This is a genomic window from Myxococcales bacterium, assembly GCA_016717005.1.
Taxonomy (GTDB): domain Bacteria; phylum Myxococcota_A; class Polyangia; order Haliangiales; family Haliangiaceae; genus UBA2376.
Genome location: JADJUF010000023.1, coordinates 63090 through 80412, shown reverse-complemented (window position 1 = coordinate 80412; position 17323 = coordinate 63090). Strand labels below are relative to the sequence as shown.

At 73.7% G+C, this 17323-nt stretch carries 18 protein-coding genes; 4 read left to right on the top strand and 14 right to left on the bottom strand.

Features of this window, described 5'->3' with window-relative positions:
* Nucleotides 1-45: 45 nt before the first annotated feature.
* The 4 genes from IPL61_20560 to IPL61_20545 form a co-directional block, all read right to left on the bottom strand.
* Nucleotides 46-660, bottom strand: a complete 615-nt coding sequence (locus IPL61_20560; protein ID MBK9033623.1) for a hypothetical protein — start codon at nt 658-660, stop codon at nt 46-48.
* Between the two features lie 70 nt (nt 661-730).
* Nucleotides 731-1225: a PEGA domain-containing protein gene (locus tag IPL61_20555; GenBank protein ID MBK9033622.1), complete on the bottom strand. Its 495-nt coding sequence runs from the start codon at nt 1223-1225 to the stop codon at nt 731-733.
* A gap of 30 nt (nt 1226-1255) precedes the next feature.
* Nucleotides 1256-1861, bottom strand: coding sequence for a hypothetical protein (locus IPL61_20550; protein MBK9033621.1), 606 nt, complete (start codon nt 1859-1861; stop codon nt 1256-1258).
* Between the two features lie 17 nt (nt 1862-1878).
* Nucleotides 1879-3147 carry an ABC transporter permease gene (locus IPL61_20545; protein ID MBK9033620.1) on the bottom strand — a complete coding sequence of 423 codons (1269 nt, stop codon included), beginning with the start codon at nt 3145-3147 and terminating at the stop codon, nt 1879-1881.
* 171 nt (nt 3148-3318) lie between these two features.
* Here IPL61_20545 and IPL61_20540 point away from each other — a divergent pair, with 171 nt between their 5' ends.
* Nucleotides 3319-4161 carry a PhzF family phenazine biosynthesis protein gene (locus IPL61_20540; protein ID MBK9033619.1) on the top strand — a complete coding sequence of 281 codons (843 nt, stop codon included), beginning with the start codon at nt 3319-3321 and terminating at the stop codon, nt 4159-4161.
* A 13-nt stretch (nt 4162-4174) separates the two neighbouring features.
* Here the strand turns inward: IPL61_20540 and IPL61_20535 are convergent, their stop codons facing one another.
* The 4 genes from IPL61_20535 to IPL61_20520 all read right to left on the bottom strand — a co-directional run bounded on the left by IPL61_20535 (nt 4175) and on the right by IPL61_20520 (nt 9444).
* Nucleotides 4175-5155 carry an ATP-binding cassette domain-containing protein gene (locus IPL61_20535; GenBank protein ID MBK9033618.1) on the bottom strand — a complete coding sequence of 327 codons (981 nt, stop codon included), beginning with the start codon at nt 5153-5155 and terminating at the stop codon, nt 4175-4177.
* Nucleotides 5152-6138 carry an aspartate carbamoyltransferase catalytic subunit gene (locus tag IPL61_20530; protein MBK9033617.1) on the bottom strand — a complete coding sequence of 329 codons (987 nt, stop codon included), beginning with the start codon at nt 6136-6138 and terminating at the stop codon, nt 5152-5154. Before IPL61_20530 ends, IPL61_20535 begins: the two co-directional genes overlap by 4 nt.
* A gap of 170 nt (nt 6139-6308) precedes the next feature.
* Nucleotides 6309-8111 carry a peptidylprolyl isomerase gene (locus tag IPL61_20525; GenBank protein MBK9033616.1) on the bottom strand — a complete coding sequence of 601 codons (1803 nt, stop codon included), beginning with the start codon at nt 8109-8111 and terminating at the stop codon, nt 6309-6311.
* 268 nt (nt 8112-8379) lie between these two features.
* Entirely contained in the window at nt 8380-9444 is a 1065-nt protein-coding gene (locus tag IPL61_20520) for a lamin tail domain-containing protein (protein ID MBK9033615.1), read from the bottom strand.
* 202 nt (nt 9445-9646) lie between these two features.
* Between IPL61_20520 and IPL61_20515 the strand changes: the two genes are divergently transcribed.
* Nucleotides 9647-10324, top strand: a complete 678-nt coding sequence (locus IPL61_20515; protein MBK9033614.1) for a hypothetical protein — start codon at nt 9647-9649, stop codon at nt 10322-10324.
* A 36-nt stretch (nt 10325-10360) separates the two neighbouring features.
* On the opposite strand, the gene IPL61_20510 is transcribed toward IPL61_20515, so the two are convergent.
* The gene (locus IPL61_20510) at nt 10361-10861 is read right to left on the bottom strand and encodes a hypothetical protein (protein ID MBK9033613.1); all 501 of its coding nucleotides are present in this window, start codon (nt 10859-10861) and stop codon (nt 10361-10363) included.
* A gap of 161 nt (nt 10862-11022) precedes the next feature.
* On the opposite strand from IPL61_20510, the gene IPL61_20505 reads away from it, so the two are divergent.
* Nucleotides 11023-12885, top strand: a complete 1863-nt coding sequence (locus tag IPL61_20505; GenBank protein MBK9033612.1) for a hypothetical protein — start codon at nt 11023-11025, stop codon at nt 12883-12885.
* Here the strand turns inward: IPL61_20505 and IPL61_20500 are convergent.
* Nucleotides 12857-14062: a hypothetical protein gene (locus IPL61_20500; GenBank protein MBK9033611.1), complete on the bottom strand. Its 1206-nt coding sequence runs from the start codon at nt 14060-14062 to the stop codon at nt 12857-12859. The genes IPL61_20505 and IPL61_20500 overlap by 29 nt on opposite strands.
* A gap of 33 nt (nt 14063-14095) precedes the next feature.
* Complete coding sequence (locus tag IPL61_20495; GenBank protein MBK9033610.1) at nt 14096-14590, bottom strand: hypothetical protein; 495 nt, start codon at nt 14588-14590, stop codon at nt 14096-14098.
* A gap of 232 nt (nt 14591-14822) precedes the next feature.
* Here IPL61_20495 and IPL61_20490 point away from each other — a divergent pair, with 232 nt between their 5' ends.
* The gene (locus tag IPL61_20490) at nt 14823-15692 is read left to right on the top strand and encodes a serine/threonine protein kinase (GenBank protein ID MBK9033609.1); all 870 of its coding nucleotides are present in this window, start codon (nt 14823-14825) and stop codon (nt 15690-15692) included.
* A 93-nt stretch (nt 15693-15785) separates the two neighbouring features.
* On the opposite strand, the gene IPL61_20485 is transcribed toward IPL61_20490, so the two are convergent.
* The 3 genes from IPL61_20485 to IPL61_20475 are packed head-to-tail and all read right to left on the bottom strand — an operon-like array spanning nt 15786 to nt 17307.
* Nucleotides 15786-16646: a class II aldolase/adducin family protein gene (locus tag IPL61_20485; protein MBK9033608.1), complete on the bottom strand. Its 861-nt coding sequence runs from the start codon at nt 16644-16646 to the stop codon at nt 15786-15788.
* On the bottom strand, nt 16643-16915 hold the full coding sequence (locus IPL61_20480) for a EutN/CcmL family microcompartment protein (GenBank protein MBK9033607.1): 273 nt from the start codon (nt 16913-16915) through the stop codon (nt 16643-16645). The genes IPL61_20485 and IPL61_20480 overlap by 4 nt, the downstream gene beginning before the upstream one ends.
* Nucleotides 16912-17307, bottom strand: coding sequence for a EutN/CcmL family microcompartment protein (locus tag IPL61_20475; GenBank protein ID MBK9033606.1), 396 nt, complete (start codon nt 17305-17307; stop codon nt 16912-16914). Before IPL61_20475 ends, IPL61_20480 begins: the two co-directional genes overlap by 4 nt.
* Nucleotides 17308-17323: the final 16 nt, after the last annotated feature.

The following is a 17323-nucleotide window of genomic DNA, read 5'->3' as shown; positions in this document are numbered from 1 at the left end:
CGACGGCCGCGCGCACGCGTCAACGGTGGGCGGAGCGCCGCGCCGTCACGGGCAGTAGCCGGGCGGCCCGACGCTGCTGCAGTCAAAGCTGTCGCCGCCGATCGCCGGCGGCTCGGTGCACACCGGCGGCGCGCTGGTCACGTCGCACTGGAGCGCGTACGCGACCGCGACCACCGGGACGTCGTCGCGCTGGTAGCTGACCGTGAACCACAGCTCGCCGGGCGCGGCCCCGGCGGTCGCGACCGTGCCGATGCGCTCGTCGGAGCGATCGGCCTGACACAGGAACCCGGGCCCCAGGTAGGTCGCGCGCGCGATCCGCACCGCGAGCGCGCACGACGCCGCCGCGGGCGCGGCGCGGTCGTCGACCCGCACCAGCGCCAGCTCGGCCGCGCCGACCGGTGTGGTCGCCAGGGTGACCACCGCGAAGCGCTTCGGCGCCGGCGCCCAGGCCGCGACCGCGGCCTTGAGCGACGGGTACGGCCCCGCGAGCGGGCGCGCGACCACCGGCGGCGGCGGGGCGGCGTCGACCGGACGCGCCACCGGCGGCGCGACATCCGCGGGCCCGGCGTCGCGCGGCCCCGCGGACGTGGTCGAGGTGCTCGGCCCGCCGCCGCTGCCGCAGGCCGCGGCGATCGCGAGCACGGGGAGCCAGGCGCGCATGGCCACCACCGTGCACGACCGGGGACCGCGCCGCAACCCACCGACGACCGTCACGATCCCGCGACGCGGCTCAGCTCAGGATGAACCCGCGCCCGGTCTTCTTGGTGCTGATGCCGCGCACGCGCTTGGTCGCGACCAGCGCGACGTCGAGGGTGACGTCGGCCTCAGGCCGGAGCTCCACCACCTTGGTGGCGTAGCCCGCGTGCTCGACCCGCACCGCCACCGACTCGTCCGAGCGAGGGAGCTGGGCCATCATCGGGGTGACGCCCAGGAGCGTCTCGCCGAGGTAGACCTTGGCGCCGGCCGGCGTCGATGAGATCTGGACCGCGACCACCACGGGCGCGGCCGGCTCGACCGGCTCGACCTCGGCGACCGGCTCGACCTCGGCGACCGGCTCGAGCGGCGGCGCGGGCTCGGCCGGGGGCTCGGTCGGCGGCGCGTCGGCCACCGCCGGCGCCGGGGTGGTCGGGGCCGTGGATCGGGTGCAGCCGCTCGAGCCGAGCATCGCGCCGGCCGACACCACGGTGCTCCAGATGATCGCCGTCGTAGATCGTGCGCTCGCCATGCCCGACGGTACCCGTCGCCCGGCGCGATGTCACCCGCCGTCGCGCCGGGCCGGCCCGGGCTCACTCGGTGGGGCGTCGCGCTCGGCCAGGTACCGCTGGTACGCGGCCTCGCCGCCCTCGGCGCTGCCGCCGGGTCCGGACCAGGTGCGGTAGCACGCGCAGCCTTCGGCCGGGCACACCATCCAGCCCTCGATCGGCGGCTGGCCGTAGCCGCGCAGCTGGTGCTTGCCGAAATCGTGGCCGCACTTCACGCACGGCTCCGACGCCGGCGGCGCCAGCGCGGCGACGGCCTCGCTCAGGCGCGCGAGCTCGGCGGTGTAGTCGGCGGCGCAGCGACGACCGTAGTCGTCCTGGGCCTGCTCGAAGTGATCGAGCTGGCGGCGCGCGACCACGGCCGCCTTGGTCGCGAGCGCGTGGGCGCGCGCGCGGTCGAGCCGGCCGAGCGTCGGCGACGCGGCGACGTAGCCGATCTCGTTGTCGTGATCGCGCGTGTAGCAGAACCACGCGCCGCACGCGCCGCACCGACGCAGCTCGCCGTAGGGGTCCGAGCACGGGTTGTCCGACCCGCCGACGACCTCGAGCTGATCGACCTGGTCGGCGTCGAGGTCAGCGCAGCGCGCGCACGGCTCGGCCATGGCCTCCCGCTCCTCGCTCAATGCCGCACCCAGCGCCACAGCTCGCGCAGGCTCGGGCGCTTGCCGTACATCAGGATCCCGACCCGATAGATCCGCGCGGCGACGATCGCGACCAGCCAGGTCGACGCCGCCAGCACCGCCATCGAGGTGATCAGCTCGGCGCCGGTGGCGCCGCCGAGCAGCCAGCGCATCGGCATCAGCACCGGCGCGCTGAACGGCACCATCGTCAGCACCTGGGCCGCGGTGCCGCGGGGATCGCCGGCCACCAGCTGCACGCACAAGACCGGCACGACCAGGAGCATCGCGACCGGCGTCTGGACCTGCTGCGCCTCCTGATCGTTGCTGACCATCGCGCCGAGCGCGGCGTAGAGGGCGGCGTAGAAGAAGTAGCCGAGGACGAAGTACACGAGCACGACGACGACGTCGACCGCGCGCAGCGGCGGCACGCTCCAGCCGCCGGCCTCGACCCCGACCACGCCCAGGAGCTGGCCGCGGAACTTCATCGACAGCACCGCCATCGCGACCCAGATCGACACCTGCACCAGCCCGACCGCGCCGACGCCGAGGATCTTGCCCAGCATGAGCGCGCGCGGCTTGGCGGCCGCGACCATGATCTCGACCACGCGGTTGGTCTTCTCCTGCACGACGCTGCGCAGGACGTTGACCGCGTACAGGATGATCGCCATGTACAGCACGAACATGACCGCGTAGCCGACGATCATCGCGGCCAGGCCCGACGAACCGCCGGCCTCGCCGGTGGTGTGGGTGGCGCTGAACGGCACCGGCGCGAGCACCGCGGCGAGCTGATCGTCGGGCAGGCCGGCGGCGCGCGCGCGCAGCGCCTGGGTCACCTGGGTCACGACCTGCTGCAGCACCGCCATCGCGACCGCGTTGGCGGCGTTGCGCCCCTGGTACACGACCCGCCCGCCGGCGGGCGCCTCGGGCGGGATGATCAAGAAGCCGTCGATCCGGTCGTCGCGGATGCGGCCCAGCAGCTCGGCCTCGTCGGTCGCGCCCGGCACGACCTCGGCCTTCCAGGTCAGCGCGCCGAGCGCCGCCGCGACCGCGGGCCCGACGTCGCGGTGCGCGCTGCGATCGACCACCTGGACCCGGGCGCTGTTGTCGACCGCGCGGCTCAGCACGGCCGGCAGGACGATGCTCGCCACCATCAGCACCGGGCCCAGCAGGGTCACGACGATGAACCACCGCGAGCGCACGCGCTCGAGGAACTCGCGGCGCGCGATCACCAGCCAGTCGGGGCGGCCCGCGCGCCGCACGCCGCTCACGGGCGCGCCTCGCCGGCGGCGCGCGCGCGGGCGTGCGCGCAGCTCGGGTCGCGGACGATCGACAGCGCGGACATCGGCGGGACTGTACACGCCCGCCGCGGCGTCGGTGTCCCGGCCGACCCGCGGTCGGCTGTGCCGCCCCCTGCGGCCCGGAGCCGGTACAGTCGCCCCATGAAGCAAGCGTTCCGCATCATCAACGTGTTCACGCTCGATGGCGACCGGCTGTCCGGCAACCCGCTGGCGGTGTTCGAGGACGCGCGCGGGCTCGACGATCGCACGATGCAGGCGCTGGCCCGTCAGCTCAACCTGTCCGAGACCACCTTCGTCTTGCCGAGCGAGCGCGCCGACGCGCGGGTGCGGATCTTCACGCCCGGCTTCGAGATGCCGTTCGCGGGCCACCCGACCCTGGGCACCGCGAGCGTGGTGGCCGCCGGGCGCGACGGCGTCGTGCTCGAGATGGCGGCCGGGCTGGTGCCGGTCACCCGCGGCGCCGACGGCACCTGGACCCTGCGCGCCGCGCAGGCGCCGGTGACCCGCCCGGTCGAGGCCAGCCGCGCCGAGCTGGCGGCGATGGTCGGCCTGCCGGCCGAGGCGATCGTCGCCGAGCCGCTGTGGGTGTCGACCGGCGTCGAGCAGCTGGTCATCCCGATCGGCGCCGCCGAGCAGGTGCGCGCGGCCCGGCCAGTGCCGGCGCTGCTCGAGCGCTGGGGCTACTCGACGGCGCGCGACGAGGCCATGGCGTACCTGTGGGCGCCGGGCACGCCGACCTGGACCGTGCGGTTCTTCTTCACCAGCAACGGCGCGGTGCTCGAGGACCCGGCCACCGGCTCGGCGTGCGCCAACCTCGGCGGCTGGTGGCTGGCGACCGGCGGGGCGCTGCCGCTGACCGCGGTGCTGCGCCAGGGCGACGCCGCCGGGCGGCCGTCGCGGCTGGGCCTCGACGTCGACGCGGGCGGCGCGATCTACGTGACCGGCGGCGCGATCGAGCTGGGCCGCGGCACGCTCGACGTGTGACCGCGGCCGCAGGTCAGGCGGCGCCGTCGACGCGCACGGCCACCTCGGCGGCGGCGCGCCCGACCCGGTCGACGAAGATGTCGTGCAGCGACGGCGTCACCACCTCGAACCGGCGCAGCGCGGCGTCGACCCCGACCAGCGCGGCCAGCAGGCGCTGGGCGCCGACCTCGGCCGCCAGCTCGACCTCGAGGGCGAGCGCGTCGGGCTCGTCGGGGCCGCGGACCCGGGCCAGCGCCGCGTCGGCCAGCACCGCGGCCGCGCGCGCGCGATCGGCGGGCGTCGCGAACTCGAGCGCGACCCGGCGCTCCTCGGCGGCGGCCCGCTTGATGTCGGCCAGCCTGCCCTCGAGGACGGTGCGGCCGCGCGCGATGATGAAGATGTGCTCGCAGATCTTCTCGGCCTGCTCCATCAGGTGGGTCGAGAACAGCACGGTCTTGCCGGCGTCGCGCAGCTCGTGCACGACCTCGCGCAGCACGTCGGCGTTGATCGGATCGAGCCCGCTCCACGGCTCGTCGAGGATCACCAGCTCGGGCTCGTGGATCAGCGCGGCCGCGAACTGCACCTTCTGCTGCATGCCCTTGCTGAGATCCTCGACCTTGTTCTTGTCCCACTGCGCCAGGCCGAGGCGCTCGAGCCAGGCGCCGGCCCGGGCCCGGGCGTCGCGCGCGGTCAGCCCGCGCAGCTCCCCGAAGAACGCGATCATCTCGCCGACCGGCATGCGCGGGTACAGGCCGCGCTCCTCGGGCAGGAACCCGACCCGCGCCGCCGCGTCGCCGCCGGGCCGCAGGCCGCCGAGCAGCTCGATCGTGCCGGCGTCGGGCGCGATGATGTCGTTCATCATGCGCAGCGTGGTCGACTTGCCGGCGCCGTTGGGCCCGAGCACGCCGTAGATGACGCCGGTCGGGACGTCGAACGAGACGTCGTCGACCGCGGTGTGGTTGCCGAAGCGCTTGCTGACCCCGCGGACCCGGACGGCGTAGGCCGGCGCGCTCACGCCGCGGCGGCCCCGGCCGCGGCGCCGACCAGGAGCTCGAGCACGGCCATGCGGACGGCCACGCCCCAGCTCACCTGCTCGAGGATGACCGCGCGGCCGCTGTCGGCGACGTCGGGCGCGAGCTCGACCCCGCGGTTGATCGGCCCCGGGTGCATGACGATCGCGTCCGGCTTGGCGAACGCGAGCGTGCGCGCCGACAGGCCGTAGGTGCGCGAGAACTCGCGCGGGTTGGCGAACCGCGGCGCCTCGCCGGCGGTGCGCTCGTGCTGGACCCGCAGCATCATCACGACGTCGGCGCCGTCGAGCGCATCCTCGAGCCGCGCGGTCACGCGGCTGCGCGTGCGGGTCAGCTCGCCGCCCAGCTCGGTCAGCCCCGGCGGGATCAGCGTCCACGGCGCGCACAGGCGCACGCGCGCGCCCAGCTTGGTCAGGCACAGGAGGTTCGAGCGCACGACCCGCGAGTGCGCGAGGTCGCCGACGATCGCCACCTCGAGCCCCTCGACCGCGCCCTTGTGCCGGCGCATGGTCGCGGCGTCGAGCAGCGCCTGGGTCGGGTGCTCGTGCTGGCCGTCGCCGGCGTTGACGACCGCGCACCGCAGCGCCTTGGCCAGCAGGTGCGGCGCGCCGCCCATCGCGTGGCGGACCACGACCACGTCGGGGCCCATCGCGTCGAGGTTCTTGGCGGTGTCGAGCAAGGTCTCGCCCTTGCTGGCCGAGCTCGACGACGGCGTGATGTTGACCGCGTCGGCGCTGAGCCGCTTGGCCGCGATCTCGAACGACGTCCGCGTCCGGGTCGAGTTCTCGAAGAACAGGTTGATGACGGTCTTGCCGCGCAAGGTGGCCAGCTTCTTCACCGGCTCGGCCGCCACCGTCTGGTAGCGATCGGCCAGATCGAGGACGGCGCCGATGTCGGCGGCGTCGAGCTCGGCGATGCCGACCAGGTGGCGGTGCGGGAAGCGGGACGACCGGGCCACGTCGACCAAGTAGCGTGGGTGGGCGGCGCCGGTCAAGCGGCGGGATCGCCGGCCCGGCGGCGCCGATCGAGCGGCGGCCGCGCCGGCCGGCGGGGCGATCGAGCGGCGGGATCGCCGGCCCGGCGGCGCCGGTCAAGCGGCCGGATCGCCGGCCCGGCGGCGGCGATCGAGCGGCGGCGCTACTGCACGCGCTTGACGATGTGGATGCCGAAGCCGGTCTTGACCACGCCGACCTCGCCGACCTTGAGCCGCAGGCCGAGGTCCTTGAACGGCCCCACCAGGCCGGCGTCGGGGGTGACGTCGTAGCTCTCGCCGCTGGCGGCGCTGCCCACGTCCTCGGACAGCTCCGCCATCAACGTCTCGAAGACGGCGCCGGCGCCGAGCCGCGCTACCGTGCGCGCGACCAGCTGGTCGAGCTGCGCGCGCGTGCGCTTGGTGGCGCGGGCGTCGCCGGCGTTGACCGCGTCCCAGCCCAGCAGGATGTGCTTGACCTTGGCCGAGGCGGCCACCGGCGCGCGTTCGAGGATCACCGTCGACTCGAGCGGGTCCGGCGGCGGCGGCGGCACGCGCTTGATCACGTGCCAGCCGAAATCGGTCTTGACCAGGCCGGCCTCGCCGACCTTGAGCCGCAGCGCCAGGTCCTTGAACGGCGCGACGAAGGCCGTGGCCTCGGTGGCCTCGTAGGCCTTGCCGGTGCCCGACGAGCCAGGGTCCTCGGAGTGTCGCTTCATGAGCGCCGCCATGTCGCCGCCGGCCTTGACCTTGGCCAGGATCGCCACGGCCAGCGTGTCGGCCTGGGCCTTGGTCCGCCCCTGGGCGCGCCGATCGAGCGGACGATGGCGGGCGGCCGGCACGTCCTTCCACGCGATCAGCACGTGCTGCACCCACACGTGCGCGCCCGGCGGCAGCGGCCGCGCCAGGATCGCCGCCGAATCGAGCGGATCGAGCGGCGGCGGCGCGATCCGCTCGACGACGTGGTAGCCGAACTTCGTGCGCACGAGCCCGACCTCGCGCTCGGCCAGGCGCAGCGCCAGCGCCTTGAACTCGGGCACGAACTTCGCGTCAGTGGTGATCGTGTAGGGCTCGCCGGTGAGCGAGCCTGGGTCCTCGGACCGCTGGGCGATCAGCGTGTCGATCAGGTCGGGGTCGGCGCGGAGCTGCTGCGCGAGGTCCTGCGCCATCGCCGCCGCCTGGGCGTTGGTGCGCAGCTTGGCCCGCAGATCCATCCGGCTGGCGTAGACCGGCTCGAGCGCGTCCCACCCGAGGAGCACGTGCTTGACCAGCACCGGCCCGGCGCCGGCGGGGCGCGCGAGGATGTCGTGCGAGTCGAGGTCGACGTCGACCGCGACCGCGAGCGCCGGCAGCGTGATCCGCTCGCCGCACGACGGGGTCAGCGTGCCGGTGGCGCCGAGCCGAGCGGTGCACGCGGCCGCGCGATCGCCGACCGCGATCTCGACGCACGCCGGGGCGCCGGCGCCGCCGCACGCGAGCAGCTGGTAGCGCTGCCAGCGGTCGGTGACCCGCGGCCTGGGGCGCGCGCCGTCGTCGGACGTGCGCTGGTAGGCCAGCGTCAGCTCGAGCGCCGCCGCGGGCGCGCCGGCGACCTTGATCGCGCGCAGCTTCGGCGTCTGCTTGACGATCCGGTCGCACGGCCCAGCGCCGCAGTCAGCGCGGGCCAGCTCGAGCGGCGCCGAGCGCCAGGTCTGGCCGGCCGCGACCACGACCACGGCGTAGCGGACGACGTCGTCGGTGGTGACCGCGTAGGCCTCGGCCGCCCCGAGGCCCGCGACCTTGGCCCGGGCCACGCGCGCGCACGGCGCCTCGGCGTCAGCGACGCCGCGCAACGTCGTGCACACGTCGTCGACGCTCGGGACCGCGACCATCGCCGCCACCGCCGCCGGCGGCAGGTCGGCCCGCGCCCGCGGCGGCGCGAGCGCGGCGACAGCGATCAGGGTCAGGACGACGACGAGCGAGCGACACATCCCCCGAGGATGCCACGGCTCGGCCCGCCCGGGCCCTGGGCGCACGAGGCGTTTCGGAAGCTCCTCCGGACGGTGCCGCAAGGGCTCTCGCAACTTCGGCAGCGCGGTGAGGCTGTCGGGGGAGGGTTTGCTGGTCGGAGCGCACGCGGGACGACGGTAGCGGCTCCGGTACCGCCGCCAACCATGCCGACAACGCCAGCAACGACAGCGGCGCGGCCTATTGCTTCTTCTAGGACCGTCGCCGCCTCTGACGGCCCCACGCAGCTTGCTACGGAGTCAGCGCGGCTGCAGGAACACCCGGCGTGCCGGCGGTGTAGCCGGTCGCGACGGCCTGCGAATCCCAGGTGACGCGGACCGCCTCGGAGCTCTCGTCGTCGCCGGTGATGCCGTTCCCTCCGGTGTGCACCTCGTTCACGTCCTCGAACGCGATCCGCTTGTAGGTGGTCCCGACGGGCGTGTCGGTCTCCATGTCAAACAGCGCGTTCGGAGTGTCGATCGCGTAGGCGGTCGCCGTGGTGTCGGCGTCGGGGCCATCGACGTCGGTCTTGGCGAGGAAGGTGTTGGTCGCGCTCGGTGCGTTGCCGGCGAGCACGATGTCGACATCCTTCACGTTGTCGGAGGCGCCATCCCAGTAGAACAGGACGACGATCTCGCCGCCGTTCGTGAGGCCAGGGTTCGGGGTGCCCGTGCCGATCCAGACCACTTCGGTCGGCGTCGCGTTGCCAGCCTCCTGCACGGCGTAGGTCGGCGCTGCAGCGTACGATGCCTCGAATCCGACGGCATCCATCGCGACCGTGATGGTCTGGCGAGGCGCGATCGTAGCCCCCACTGGGAACCGGACGAGGAAGTCCGAAGCGTCAGTGGTGACCGTGGTGTTGCCGGCGACGACGCCTGGCAGCTGGAAGTAGCGCTGGTGATCCGTCAAGTAGTAGTCGCGGAGGTCGATCGTCTGATCGGTCGGGTTGTAGATCTCGACGAACTCATCGTTGTCGGTCGTGTCGATCTCGGTGACGAGCAGGTGCGGCGCCAGGGGTGGCAGCGCGTCAATCGAACCGGCGTCGACATCGGTGGCGTCGATCGACGCGGCGTCGACGTCTGCAGCATCGGGGCTAGCCGCGTCGGTGTCGGCCGCGTCGATGTCGGCCGCGTCGGGGGTGGCCGCATCGATGTCGGCCGCGTCGATGTCGGCCGCGTCGATGGCTGCGGCGTCGGCGACGCGCGCGTCGATCGGCGGGTTGTTGTTGCCGTCATCGCCACAAGCGGCCAGCGCGAGGGCACCGGCGAGCGCGACGATGAGGATCGACCAGCGACGGGTTGATTCGGGGCTACGCATGGTCGGGTTTTACCTGATCCCCTCGCCACGGCGAGGGCCCGCGTCAGATGGTCGCGACGCCGCCATGGGTCCTACATGATCTCAGTCGGTTGCGTCCCCCGGAATTGGACAGCGGCGGCCGCCGCGGCCGAGAGGCTGGACCAGCCGGCCCGCCCCACCGCGCTCAGCGGCCGCCGGGCGATCGGTGATAGCGTGGCGGTTAATGCGCGCTGTTCGCCTGTCGGTCGCCCTCGCCCTCACCCTGTTCGCCGCCGCGTGCGGTGGCGACGACGCGCCAGCCGCCGTCGACGCCCCGGTCGCCGTCGACGCCGCGATCGACGCGGAGATCGACGCGCCGGTGTGCGCGGGCATGGTCTGCGACAGCGTCTGCGTCGACACGGCGACCGACGAGGACCACTGCGGCGACTGCACCACGGTCTGCGCCGCGACCCAGGTGTGCCTGGGCAGCGTGTGCGGCTGCCCGACCATCGACGTGCCGCCGGCGCCGAGCCTGCTGCAGTCGGGCACCCGGGTCATGGGCGCGAGCACGATCGGGTTCGGCGGCATCCTCGGCAACACCATCGACGCGCTGATCGCCGGCTACCCCACCGACACGGTCCAGCTCAACACGCCGTACACGCTGACCGGCGCTCCGACCCCGCCGTTCGTCGGCTACGGCTACGAGCTCGACCTGACGACCCAGACGCCGAAGCTCGCGTACTTCGCGTCGGCCGGCGTCGTGACCTTCACCAAGATCTGCCCGGCCGGCTTCTCGGGCACGCTGACCAACGCGACCTTCAATCAGGTCATGGGCCTGATGAACCCGGCGCCGGTGGTCGGTGGCTGCGCGTTCCAGGTCGCGAGCCTGACGTTCGAGTTCGGCGACGTCAGCTGCCCGTGACCGCGGCGCGCCCCGCGGGCGTCATCGGGCGCCCGGTCACAGCGCGTCGGGCACGCAGTCGGGGATGACCACCACGGTCAAATCCGAGCCGCTCGCGCAGTCGGGCGCGCAGATCGAGATCTCGTAGCTGTCCCAGGTGCCCTCGTCACCTGGCTCGGTGTCGCGCAGGACGATGATCCAGTCGCCGACCGCGTTCTGGCCGTTGAAGTCCGACGACAGGTCGGCGACGTAGGGGTTCTCGCCCGACAGCGAGAAGTAGCCGGTGACGTCGCCGTGGCGCAGCTCGCCCGCCACCTGCCACGGGCTGGCGTGGGTGACCGCGTTGATGAGCGTCACCGCCTCGACCGTCGCGTCGGTCGGGTAGTTCACGCCGCGGCCGACCTCTTCCGCGGTGCAGGTGGGCAAGACGTCGTCGTCGTCGCCGCCGCCGCCGAGCCCGTCGACCAGGGCGCAGCCGCTCGCGCCGAGCGCCCCGGCCACCGCCAGCCCGCCCAGAACCAGGCCACCTCGCTGTTGCCGTCCCGATGAGCCGATCATCCGGCCGACGGTATCATGACGCCGGCGGCGGGTTTGCGGGTCCGACCACGGCCAGCGCGTCACTGTGACGCGGCGTGACGCGGCGCTGTGACGCGGTCCACTGCGCCCCGGTCGCCACGATCAGTCTCGCTGGCGCCGCGGCGCTCCTATATGATCGCGGCATGAGGGAAGCCCTGTCGCGCGCGCGCGTCGCGCTGTTCGTGTGTCTGGCGGTCGCCGCGTGCGGCCCGTCGAGCAGCAACCCGCCGGGCGACGGCGATGGCGGCATCGACAGCGGCGGCGGGATCGACGCGCCGCAGCCGCACACGCTGGTCGGCATCGCCGTGACGCCGACCAACCCGCTGCTCGAGGTCGACCTCAACGTCTCGGGCACGACCCAGGCGTTCGTCGCGATGGGCCAGTACCTCGACGGCGTGCCCGAGGACCTGACCACCCAGGTCACCTGGGCGGTCGCCAATCCGGCGGTCGGCGCGATGACCGGCGCGACCCTGGCGATCCCGCCGTTCACGATGGCCACCGCCGAGGTGTCGCGCATCACCGCGACCCTGGGCACGGTCGTCGGCGAGGCCCAGATCACCGTCGTCGCGTATCGCCGCAGCGGCCCGACCCAGGACTTCTTCTTCATCCTGCCGTACCAGGACCCGACCGGGAACGCGATGCGCCCGCTCGACTTCTCGACCCGCATCCCCGCGCTCGACGTGTTCTTCCTGATGGACACGACCGGCTCGATGTTCGGCTCGATCACCAACCTGCAGAGCGCGCTGTCGTCGACGGTGGTGCCGGGCATCCGGGCCGAGGTCGCCGACAGCCAGTTCGGTGTCGGCGCTTACGAGGACTTCCCCGTGTTGCCGTTCGGCTCGCTCCATGGATCTGATTGTGGCCGGGGCGGCCTCTCGAGTCCCGACCAGCCCTTCCACCTGTTCCAGAGCGTCACTGCCGATGTCACCTCCGTGCAGGCTGGCGTCGGCATGTTGCGCACCGCGACCGGGCCCATTGGCTGCGGGCAGGACTGGCCCGAGGGTGGCATCGAGGCGCTGTACCAGGCCGCGACCGGCGACGGCCTGACCGGTCCCGCGCCGACCAGCGTGCCCGCCAACCACACCGGCGTCGGCGGCGTCGCGTTCCGACCGGATTCGATGCCGGTGATCGTCCAGATCTCGGATGCCCAGCACCACGGCCCCGGGGAAACGGGGACGTGCCCCACCACCGGCGAGAGCGCGAACTACACCGGCACCGTGGCGGCGGTGGCGCACTCGCGCGCAGACCAAGACGGCCCTCGGCAACATCTGTGGCCGAGTCGTGGGCGTCGCCGCGATCCAGCCGACGCTCGCCGCGCAGTGCTCGAGCCAGGCCGACCTGGAGGACTTCGCCACCTCGACCGGCGCGCTCGTGCCCCCGGCCGCGTGGGACGTGGGCGTCCGCCCCGCGGGCTGCGCGGCTGGCCAGTGCTGCACCGGCGCCAACGGCGTCGGCCGCGCGCCCAACGCCCAGGGCCTGTGCCCGGTGGTGTTCCTCGCCTCGCCCGACGGCAGCGGCCTCGGCGCCAACATCGTGACCGGCATCCGCATGCTGACGCGGTTCGCGACGTTCGACGTCGAGAGCGCGCGCCTCGGCGTCACCACCGACGTCGCCGGCACCCCGCTGCCGGGCACCCACACCACCGCCGACTTCCTCCGCGCGATCACGCCGACCGCGTTCGTGCTGCCGCCGCCGCCGCCGGCGCTGCCCAACCCGACCTTCGACGCCACCGCGTTCCACGGCGTCACGCCCGGGACCCAGGTGTCGTTCAACGTCGAGGCGTTCAACGACTTCGTCCCGGCCACGTCGGAGGCCCAGATCTTCCGCGCCAACATCCAGGTCCTCGCCGGCGGCTGCACGCCGCTCGATCAGCGCGAGGTGCTGATCCTCGTGCCGCCGATGCCGATCGAGATCCAGTAGCGCGGCGCGCCGCTGACGTCGCCTGCTGGCGTCGTCCCCGGGACCGCCGCGGGCGGCTCAGGGCTTGGGCGCGATCGTCAGCGTGACCGGGCCGTCGCCGGCGGGCAGCGTCACCGGCTGGTTGGGGCTGACCGGCTGGCCGCCGAGCGTGACGGCGACGTCGACGCCGGTGGGCACGACGATCATGGCGCGGGGCGGCGCGGCCTTGGGCTTGCCGCGCGACGCGAACCACAAGGTCACCATCACCGCCAGGGTCGCCAGCAGCGCCGCGGTCACCGCCCACATCGCGGTGCTGGCGAGCGGGCGGCCGGCCCGGGCCTCCTTGCCGCGGTCCTCGACGCGCTCCTCCTTCTCGGTGGAGGTGAAGATGTGCAGCGAGCGGGCGCCGCCCTTGCCGCGCGCCGTCGCCAGCTCCATGTCGAACAGCGCGATGACCTCGGTCGACGAGCCGGCCTCGAGGTTGAAGATGAGCTTGGACGCCGAGCGCAGCACCGACACCAGGCCGAGCCCGGCGCCGCCGGCCTTGCGCTCGATCTCCGGGCCGGCCTTGGCGCGCTTGAGGTAGTCGAGCAGCTTGGCGCGGCTGAGCGAGCCGCCGGCGTCGCGCACCGAGATGCCGAAGTAGCGGCCGCTGTGGCCGTACTGCACGCGGATCGTGCTGACCTCCTCGAGCTTGGTCAGCTCCTTGAGGGTCTTGCCGGCGTGGAGCTCCTTGCCCGCGGCGTCGGTGGGCGCGTGGTAGAGCGCGTTCATCATCAGCTCGTCGCACACGACCTGCAGGCGATCGCGGACGCCGCCGCGGCACCCGGCCAGCGTCGCGTACTCGAGCAGCACCTCGATGGCGCGGGCCTTCTCGTCGTAGTTCTTCACCAGGATCGAGTAGGTGGTGACGCCCCACGGGAAGTACTTCTGCAGCCCGAACACGTTGCCGCGCAGCGCCTTGGTCGCGGTCGCGATGAACTCGTCGTCGTCGAAGCGCTCGTCGTGACAGAACAGGCTGGTGATGCGCGGGTCCTCGAGCATCGCCACCTTCTGCACGAGGTGGTCCGAGTCGACGATGTAGATGACGCGGGCCTCGGGCGACAGCCCGGCGATGAACCCCTTGGGCGGCTCGTGCTCGCGGGCGTCGAAGATCACGACGTGGGGCGGACGCTCGGCGCTGATCTGCGCGACGTCGGGCACGAAGTCGGCGTCGGCGCCGGTCGAGGTCGAGACGCGCTTGATCGCGCGCCGCAGGCCGGCGTCGGCCGTGACCACTGTCATTTGATAGCGGAGCATCTCGGCGCGCGCGGCGGGCTACTTGGCGCCCGACGGCTTGGGCTTCTCGGCCAGCTTCTCGGCGAGGATGAGGTTCGCCTTGACCGCGGTCGTCTCCTTGTGGTCGGCCTCGAGCGACGCGATCTTGTCCTTGCGGGTCGCGATCTCCTTCTCGAAGTCGGCGATCTCCTTGCGGAGCCCGTCGACGTTGCCCTCGATGCCCTTCAGCTTGCGATCGGCGTCGGAGATGATCGTCGCGAGCTTGATGTTCATCGCCTGGAGCGTGGTCTTGACGACCGTGACGACCAGCTCCTTGTTGTCCTGCGGCAGCTGGCGCATCAGCTCGATGGCCTTGTTGATGCCGAAGTCCGCCTCGGGGTCGGGCGCGGGCGGCCTGGGCGGCGCGGCCGGCGCTGGTGCCGGCGTCGCCGTCGCGACCGGCGTGCCCCCCGGCGGGGTCCGCGCAGCGGTCAGGCTGATCTCCTCGACGGGAGAGCCGAAGTCGTCCTTCTTCTTCTTGTCGAACAAGCCCATGGTCGTGCTCCCCTGCGGTGCAGGTCCCCGCGTTACGATGGTATCGCCGAACACCGCGCGGAGTCGAGCGCCGCCCCGACGGATCGACGCGGTGGTCGTCGAGCCGCGGTCGTGTGCCGCACCCGCGGACCGCCCGGCATGCATGACGAGATCGCACGAGCCGCCGGGGGCAGGTGCGTGACCATCGCACCGCGCGGGCGGCCGACCGACGACTGGTGTATCCTCGAGCACGATGGCGCCGGCCGATCGCTCCGGAACCGTGATCGAGGGCCGCTACCGCCTCGAGAAGCTGATCGGCCGCGGCGCGATGGCCGACGTGTACCGGGCGCGCGACGACGAGGCCGGCGTGACGGTGGCGGTGAAGATCTTGCGCGGCCAGCTCACCCGCGACACCGAGGCGGTGGCCCGGTTCCAGCGCGAGGCCGAGGTCCAGGGCAAGATCGAGCACCGCAACGTCGCGGCCCTGTACGGCAGCGGCGTCACCGAGATCGGCGAGCCGTACCTCGTCGTCGAGCTGCTGCGCGGTCACTCGTTACGCGCGGTGCTCAAGCAACAGGGCGCGGTCGGCCCGGCCCGGGCGCTGTCGTACGCGTGGCAGGCGCTGCAGGGGCTCGCCGCGGTGCACGCCCAGGGCGTGCTGCACCGCGATCTCAAGCCGGCCAACCTGATGCTCGAGCCGTCACCGGGACCGGTCGAGCGGGTGATCGTGATCGACTTCGGCTTCGCCGCGCTCGAGGGCGGCTCGAAGCTGACCGCCCGCGGCCACGTGGTCGGCAGCCTGACCTACCTGGCGCCCGAGCGCCTCAAGGGCAAGCCCGCCGATCCCCGCAGCGACCTGTACGCGATCGGCGTCATCCTGTTCGAGCTGATCGCGGGCCGCGCGCCGTTCATCGGCGCCGACGACTACGAGCTGATCAGCGCGCACCTCCACGACGACCCGCCGCCGCTCGACGCGCTGGCGCCGGTCCCGATCCCCGAGCCGGTCGTGCGGCTGGTGAACCAGGCGCTGGCCAAGGAGCCCACGCACCGGTTCGCCAGCGCGCTGGCCATGGCCGGGGCGATCGAGGACGCGTCGCGCTCGGTCGCGGTCTCCAGCGTGTGAGCCACCAGCGTCGATGGCGCGGTCGAGCGGGCGCGCGCGGTCTGTTGCAGCGCTCGTCGTCGCGGTGAGCCGGGGCGCCGGTCCGGATGGCGCTCAGCGCCCGTCGCGCAGCGCGCGGACGATCTCCTCGCGCACCACCGCCGCGAGCTCGACACCGCCGCCGCCGCCGCTGCGCCCGCCGCCGGGCGGGATCGTCGGGACCGCGCTGTGCGGCGCCGGCGCGCACGCCACGACCGGCTTCTGGCTCGGCCCGTCGGGCGGCCGCGCGACCAGATCCGCGGCGAGCTTGACCGCGGCGTCGGCGGCGCGGCCGAGGCCGGCCTTGGCGCGCGCGGCCAGCAGCGGGGCCATCGCCTCGTCGGCCAGGGCCCGCACGCCGCCGAGCGGGATCGCCGCCAGCGCGATCCGCGCGAGGTGCTCGACCAGCTCGAGCCGCAGGTACGCCTGCTCGAGATCGGCGCCCCAGGCCAGGACGCCGTGGCCGCCGAGCAGCACCGCGTCGACGGTCTCGCACCACGGCGCCAGCGCGCGCACCGCGGCGTCGCCGGGCGGCGCGAACGCGACCCGCGGGATGATCGGGCCGAGCGACACCACCGCCTCGGCGATGAACGGCCGCGCGATCGCGTGATCGGCCACGCCGCCGGCGGCGCACGCGATCGCGGTCGCGCTGGCCGGGTGGGCGTGGATGACCGCGCCGACGTCGGGGCGGCGCTGGTAGACCGCGAGGTGCAGGCCGATCTCGCCGAACACCTTGCCCTGCCCGACCACCTTGCCGGCGGCGTCGAGCGTGAGCACGTCGCGCTCGCCGATGCCCCGCTTCGAGGTCGCGGTCGGCGTGGCGACGAAGCCGCGATCGTCGCGGGCGCTGACGTTGCCGTCGTGGTTGGCGACCCAACCGCGCGCGTGCAGCTCGCGCGCGAACGCGGCGATGGGCGCGCGGCGGCCGCCGGTCACGAGACCTCGACCGCGTCGACGATGCCGACGACGAGCGAGCGGATCGGCACCTGCTCGCCGAGCTTGAGGATCTGGCGCACGCCGGTGCCCTCGGTCATGACCAGCACCCGGTCGCCGGGCCCGGCCTGGGCGTCGTCGACCGCGATGAAGCTGTCGCCGACGTCGACGCCAGCCGGATCGATCGGCTGCACGATCAAGAGCGTGCGCCCGGCGTAGGCCGGGTGCTTCGCGGCCGCGGTGATGTTGCCGAGCACGCGGCACAGCCTCATCGCTTGGCTCCGGGCTCGGGCTTGCGGGTCGCCTGGGGCCGCTTGCGCGGGCGCGCGTCGTCGGCGTCGTTGGCGACCGTGGGATCGTCGTCGACCGGCTCGGGCGCGGCCTCGGCCACGGCCCGCTCGGGCGCGTGGACGGCGTCGACGATGCCGACGATCGCGGCGTCGACCGGCACGAACCACGGCGTCAGCGCCAGCGCGGCCTCGCGCGAGCCGACCAGGTAGACGTGGTCGCCGACGCCGGCGGCGACGGTGTCGACCGCCACCTGGACGTCGCCGGTCGAGCGCCCAGTGTCGTCGACCGGCTGCACGAGCATCAGCTTCTGGCCGGCGAGGCCGACGGCCTTGCGCTCGGCCACGACGGTCCCGGTGACGACCCCGAGGTACATTGGACGTCGACGGTAG